This window comes from Bradyrhizobium hipponense (genome assembly GCF_008123965.1).
In the GTDB taxonomy this organism is placed as follows: domain Bacteria; phylum Pseudomonadota; class Alphaproteobacteria; order Rhizobiales; family Xanthobacteraceae; genus Bradyrhizobium; species Bradyrhizobium hipponense.
This window is the reverse complement of record NZ_VSTH01000298.1, coordinates 1-5446: the sequence shown is the minus strand read 5'-3', so window position 1 is coordinate 5446 and position 5446 is coordinate 1. Positions and strand designations below refer to the sequence as shown.

5 protein-coding genes and 1 pseudogene are annotated in these 5446 nt (G+C 55.6%); 5 read left to right on the top strand and 1 reads right to left on the bottom strand.

From position 1 onward, the window contains the following. The 5 genes and pseudogenes from FXV83_RS42120 to FXV83_RS42100 all read left to right on the top strand — a co-directional run. Positions 1–230: pseudogene (locus FXV83_RS42120) on the top strand (glucose-1-phosphate cytidylyltransferase); the annotation flags it as partial. After that, the gene (locus tag FXV83_RS42115) at positions 227–880 is read left to right on the top strand and encodes a PIG-L deacetylase family protein (protein ID WP_148745869.1); all 654 of its coding nucleotides are present in this window, start codon (positions 227–229) and stop codon (positions 878–880) included. The pseudogene FXV83_RS42120 and the gene FXV83_RS42115, both read left to right, overlap by 4 nt. Positions 881–946: 66 nt before the next feature. Continuing rightward, positions 947–2425 (top strand): lipopolysaccharide biosynthesis protein, encoded by a 1479-nt coding sequence (locus tag FXV83_RS42110; RefSeq protein WP_148745868.1) that lies wholly within the window; start codon positions 947–949, stop codon positions 2423–2425. A gap of 41 nt (positions 2426–2466) precedes the next feature. Next, positions 2467–3630 carry a hypothetical protein gene (locus tag FXV83_RS42105; protein ID WP_187436556.1) on the top strand — a complete coding sequence of 388 codons (1164 nt, stop codon included), beginning with the start codon at positions 2467–2469 and terminating at the stop codon, positions 3628–3630. Between the two features lie 28 nt (positions 3631–3658). Then, positions 3659–4780 (top strand): glycosyltransferase family 2 protein, encoded by a 1122-nt coding sequence (locus FXV83_RS42100; protein ID WP_187436555.1) that lies wholly within the window; start codon positions 3659–3661, stop codon positions 4778–4780. A 142-nt stretch (positions 4781–4922) separates the two neighbouring features. On the opposite strand, the gene FXV83_RS42095 is transcribed toward FXV83_RS42100, so the two are convergent. Next, the coding region (locus tag FXV83_RS42095; RefSeq protein ID WP_148745866.1) for a 2OG-Fe(II) oxygenase at positions 4923–5446 on the bottom strand (524 nt) is incomplete at its 5' end.

The window sequence follows — 5446 nt, the reverse complement described above, 5'->3', positions numbered from 1 at the left end:
ACTTTATCTTTCGTAAGGAGATCTTCGATTTCATCCAGGAAGGCGAAGAACTCGTGGTTGAGCCGTTCAAGCGGTTGATCGAATGCGACAGGTTGATGGCATTCAAGCATGAGGGCTTCTGGCGGGCGATGGACACCCTGAGGGACAGGCAAGTGCTTGAGGAGATGATCGAACGCGGGCAAATGCCTTGGCGGCTCGATGGTGGCGCTCGGGCCGCGGTAGCGCCATGAAGTCGTTGCGGCTTGCTGCGCCTGGCGATCGTTTATCCGTGCTTTGCCTGGGCGCCCATTCGGATGACATCGAAATTGGTGTAGGAGCCACACTTCTGAGTTTGCTTGAGCGCGGCATTCGTCTGGATGTGCACTGGTGTGTCCTGAGTGCCGCTGGCGAGCGTGAGGGCGAGGCGCGAGCATCCGCGGCGGACTTTCTATCCGAGGCGGCCAGGGCTCAAATCGACATCGCGGGTTTCCGAGACGGGTTGTTTCCCGAGCAGGGCGAGGAGATCAAATGCTGGTTCGAGGCCCTGAAGGGACGAGTTGGACCGGATGTGATTCTCACCCACAAGCGCGATGATGCTCATCAGGATCATCGCCAAGTGTCGCGCCTGACGTGGAACACGTTCCGAGATCACTTCATCCTCGAATACGAAGTCCCCAAGTGGGATGGGGATGTCGGACAGCCAAATTTCTATGCGCCTGTCTCGGCGCGGGCCCTGCAACGCAAGATCGATCTATTGGTGTCACACTTCGGAAGCCAGCGCTCCAAGCAATGGTTCGATCCCGAAGTCTTTAGAGGATTGGCTCGGCTTCGAGGAATGGAATGTCGAGCGCAAGAGGGTTATGCAGAGGCATTTGTGGCAAGAAAACTAGCATTGGCTTGAACAGTCTGTTTGATCAAGAACCTCATCGGCTTGTGGCGAACTCGGTTTTCATCTGCGGAGATTTGAATGGACGATCTCAAGGGGATGATAGTGCGCGGCAGCTTGGCTCGGCTCTGCGGCCAAGCGGCGAACTTCTTTCTTCGCCTCGGTGTCATCGCTGCCTTGGCGCGGCTGCTGGATCCGAAGGATTTCGGATTGGTCGCGATGACTACGGTCGTTACTGGAGTGTTTCAGCTCCTCACAACTGCAGGGTTGTCGTCCGCCACAGTCCAGAAGGACACCATCACCGACGAACAGATATCTACATTGTTCTGGGTCAACTTATTGGTCGGAATGGTGCTCGCGCTGCTCTGCGCGGCAACTGCACCCTCTCTTGTAGAATTCTACCATGAACCTCGTCTGTTCGGATTGACTGTCGTGTCGGGCGCAGGATTTTTCCTAAACGCCTTAGCTGTGCAGCATTCCGCGCTGCTACAGCGCCAACTACGGTACACAACGTTAACGATCATTGAATTGCTGTCCCAAGTGGTGAGCTTTGCCGCCGGAGTTGGTATGGCGTTCGGCGGCCTGGGATATTGGGCCATTTTGGGAATGACGCTGGTTTCGACTGTAGTCTACGCCGTCTGCGTATGGATGGCGACGGGGTGGATTCCAGGGCCGCCTCGCCGGGCTGCTGGACTCCGCGGCATGCTGAGCTTTGGCGGAACAGTTACGTTGAATAGTCTCGTCGTCTATGTGGCCTACAACTTCGAAAAGTTGCTCTTGGGCCGATACTGGGGAGCCGATGCTCTCGGAATTTACGAACGGGGATACCGGCTCGTCAATCTTCAAACCGCAGAACTCAACGCGGCAATTGGAGGCGTTGCGTTTTCCGGGTTGTCACGACTCCAGAGCGATCCGTTTCGGCTGAAAAGCTACTTTCTGAAGGGTTATTCTCTCGTCCTATCAATGACCCTGCCAGTTACGGTGTTCTGTGCGGTGTTCGCCGATGACATCGTCGGCGTCGTGCTTGGGCCGAAGTGGGGTGATGCGGCAGTCATTTTCCGTTTGTTGACACCGACAATTCTAATATTCGGCATAATCAATCCCCTTGCATGGTTGCTGTACGCGTCGGGCCTACAAGTACGAAGCCTGAAGATTGCCCTGGTAATCGCTCCTCTCGTTATTTCGGGGTACCTCATCGGATTGTCTTACGGTCCGACGGGTGTCGCGTGTGCCTATTCCGCGGCAATGATACTGTGGCTGATCCCGCACATTCTGTGGTGTTTGCACGGAACGTTGATTTCTCCGAGAGATCTGCTTTTGGCTGCGGGCCGGCCATTGGTTGCAGGCACGGCGGCCGCGGCAGTTGCACTTGGAGTCAAGCTTTGTCTCGGTGAATCGGAGTCGCATTTCTGGAGGCTCCTGATTGGAGGCGGCACTATCGCGGTGATCTATCCGTGGATGCTGCTGTTTTTCATGGGCCAGAAGGCGTTCTACGTCGACCTCTTCAAGGAATTGAAGATCTCCGTTTCCATGACGACTCGTGAAGGACGAGCGGGCTAACTTGGCACTAGGAAAGGTGTCCGGCGATTTGGAGGGCAAAGATGAGGAAGCTGCGAGCGGGCGACTGGGTAGAGATCCGGACCAAGGAGGAGATTCTAAGCACGCTCGACAAGAACGGCCGCTTGGATGGGCTCCCTTTCATGCCGCAAATGTTCAAGTATTGTGGCAAGCGAGTCAGGGTCTACAAACGCTCGCACAAGACCTGTGATACTGTCACAAATACGGGTGGCAGATGGCTCCCGAATGGTATCCACCTTGATCTCCGTTGCGATGGCGCGGCGTACGGTGGCTGTCAAGCGGCGTGCCTCATCTTTTGGAAGGAGGCGTGGCTCAAGCCCATCAACGGAAGCACGAATCCGCCGGCAATTTCACACAGTCATGAATGCGAACGAGGCAAACATTCCGCTGATGAACGCCGGTGTACAGAGGAAGACGTTTATCGGGGGACGCGTGTCCTGGCTGGCGACGCGCGTGGAGAGATCCAGTACTCGTGCCAGGCAACCGAATTGCCACATTTTACGACGTTGCTTCGGTGGTGGGACGTTAGACAGTACGTGGAGGACTATACTTCAGGCAACGCCAGCCTGGGGCGCCTCGTGCGTGGATTCACATACCTGGCTTACTGGCATCTCGCCCTGGCTAAGAAAGCGCGATTGGGCCACGTTTCCCGCTTGGTTTACGATTACATTCAGGAGTTGAGGGGCGGTATTCCCTTTCCGAGATGGAAGGGAACGGTACTTCATATGCATAAGACTCCCAATGCCAGCTTGAATCTTCAGCCGGGCGAATTGGTGAGAGTAAAAACGTATAAGGAAATTCTCGCAACCGTGGACACGGAGAACATAAACCGAGGGATGGCTTTCGACGCAGAAATGGTCCCGTATTGCGGCCGCGTCTACAAGGTCAAGACGCAGGTGACCAAATTCATTGATGAGAAAACCGGAAGGATGAGGTCCCTCAAGACGCCGGCGGTGATCCTGGAAGACGTCTGGTGCAGATCCGGGTACAGCAATTGTAAAATGTTCTGTCCGAGAAGCATCTATTCCTGGTGGCGTGAAGTGTGGCTTGAAAGGGTCTCTGACCGCAAGGACGCGCCGGAGCTCGTGACCGATGCCTGCTCAACAGAGAGATTGCATTTGGAGCGATCTGCGGAGCCACCCCATGCGGGCTCTGACGCTGGGAAAGTTAGGACGATCGAACATTGATCCATTTCGTGCACCGCGGACCAGTAGGATGATGCAGGTTTTCGAGTTCGCCGTGAGAGCGTCAGGCGAGATCGAGAATTCGGCCGTGCCTACAAGTGTACGGCGGTTGGGAGCTGCAGACAGCATGCCGGGGCCGGATCCTATGTCGTCTACGCTCGAGACCGACCCGCTGGTCACCATTGCCATTCCCACGTTCAATCGAGCTACGTGGTTGCGGGACTGTGTTCGCCTGGCTCTAATGCAATCTTATCCACGGTTCGAAGTGCTGGTATCGGATAATGCGTCGACCGACGAAACTGCCTTGGTCCTGAGTCAATTCAAGGATGAAAGACTACGCGTCGTGCGCCAGCTGAAGAACGTAGTTGCGACAGCAAACTGGAACGCTTGCGTGGCTCAGGCAAGGGGTGAATACATCGTGTTCGTTCCCGATGACGACAGAATAGCGCCATGGCTACTGGAACGTTGCATCTCTGTAATCAGAAGAGAGCCCCAAGTGCCGATCGTGATGGCATTGGGCGAAGCCCGGGTCGTCGCGTCAGGCCGCACGTTGCCGCCGCTCGCGAGTCGCAATTTCAAAACTGGGGTTTGGGACGGCCTGGATATCCTCGAAGAGTACTTGAAACAGCGAATAACTGTGCAGGGATGCACCACAATGCTTCGTTCCGAGAGGCTTCGTGCCTCGGGAGGCTTCCCGATGGGGTGGCCGTTCGCAGGTGATCTTGCGAGACATCTCCCACTATTGTTGGAAGGCAAAGCGGGTTTTGTCAACGAGTGCTGTGGTTCCTATTCTCTTCATGACGCAACGCAAACGTCCCACCTGGCGCTGGAGAGGCACCTAGACGATATTCGCAAGCTCGTTGATCTCATCACTCACACCGCCGAGGAGAGGATCAAGGATGAGCGAAGGCGCCGCCAGCTGCAACTGCAGGCAAAGCACTTTCTGGCGCGCCAGGCCGTCGGGATTCTTATTTCGTATCGCAAGCGTGGCGCCGAGCTGAGCGATTTGCGTCCGGTTTTATGGAAATGGCAGGGGCGCCTTGTCGCGCTCCGAGCGCAAGATTTCTTCAACGCGATGACGCTGTTTTGTTGGCTACTTCTTCCTGCGCCGCTGATCGCCTGGCTCCGCAGTATCAAGCGCAACCTTATGTGAAGGCGTGTGTCAACGGCTTCAACTGCGGCTTACCACATTGGAGCCGGCTGAGCCGATTCCTCAGGGATGAAACGGCGTACGTCTGCCCGCAAGCGCCAACTCGGCGCCCAGCGCTCATCAAGTAATTTCGATGGGAGACCCCTCACTTCCTGAATAAGCGAGGAAGTTGCCAGACAATTGGAGGAACGAACGGCTTCACCATATCCAGCGCCATTCGCTTGCGGACTTCGTTAGGACGCATCCTGAAGATCGTGGAATGATCGGCCGATCTCTCGTCCTCAGGACGGCCATTCGTATAGTAATATAAGGCAATCGAGCGTCGATACTTTCCCTTTGGGCTTCTCAGAGGATCAGGATGGCCGTGATATGCAGTATCGGTTGTCGAAAAGACGACCATGCGATTCGCGATCGGCAGATATGCCCTCTCTTTTGTCTTGACATCCTTGTCCCAGAGCTCGAGGGCGCCGCCCCACTCCTCCTTCCAATCGTAGTTAAGGTAAAGCAACAGATTAAGCCGACGATCGAGTCTCAGCTTCTTATGAATATTAAAATCCGCATGGATGGCGAGGCGGCCCCCTCGAGGGATCATGTGCAAACCGCCGCCTAGCAGATACGGATCGGGTATTAGGCCCTCTATACCTGTCAGGCGTTCAAGAAATCCAAGAA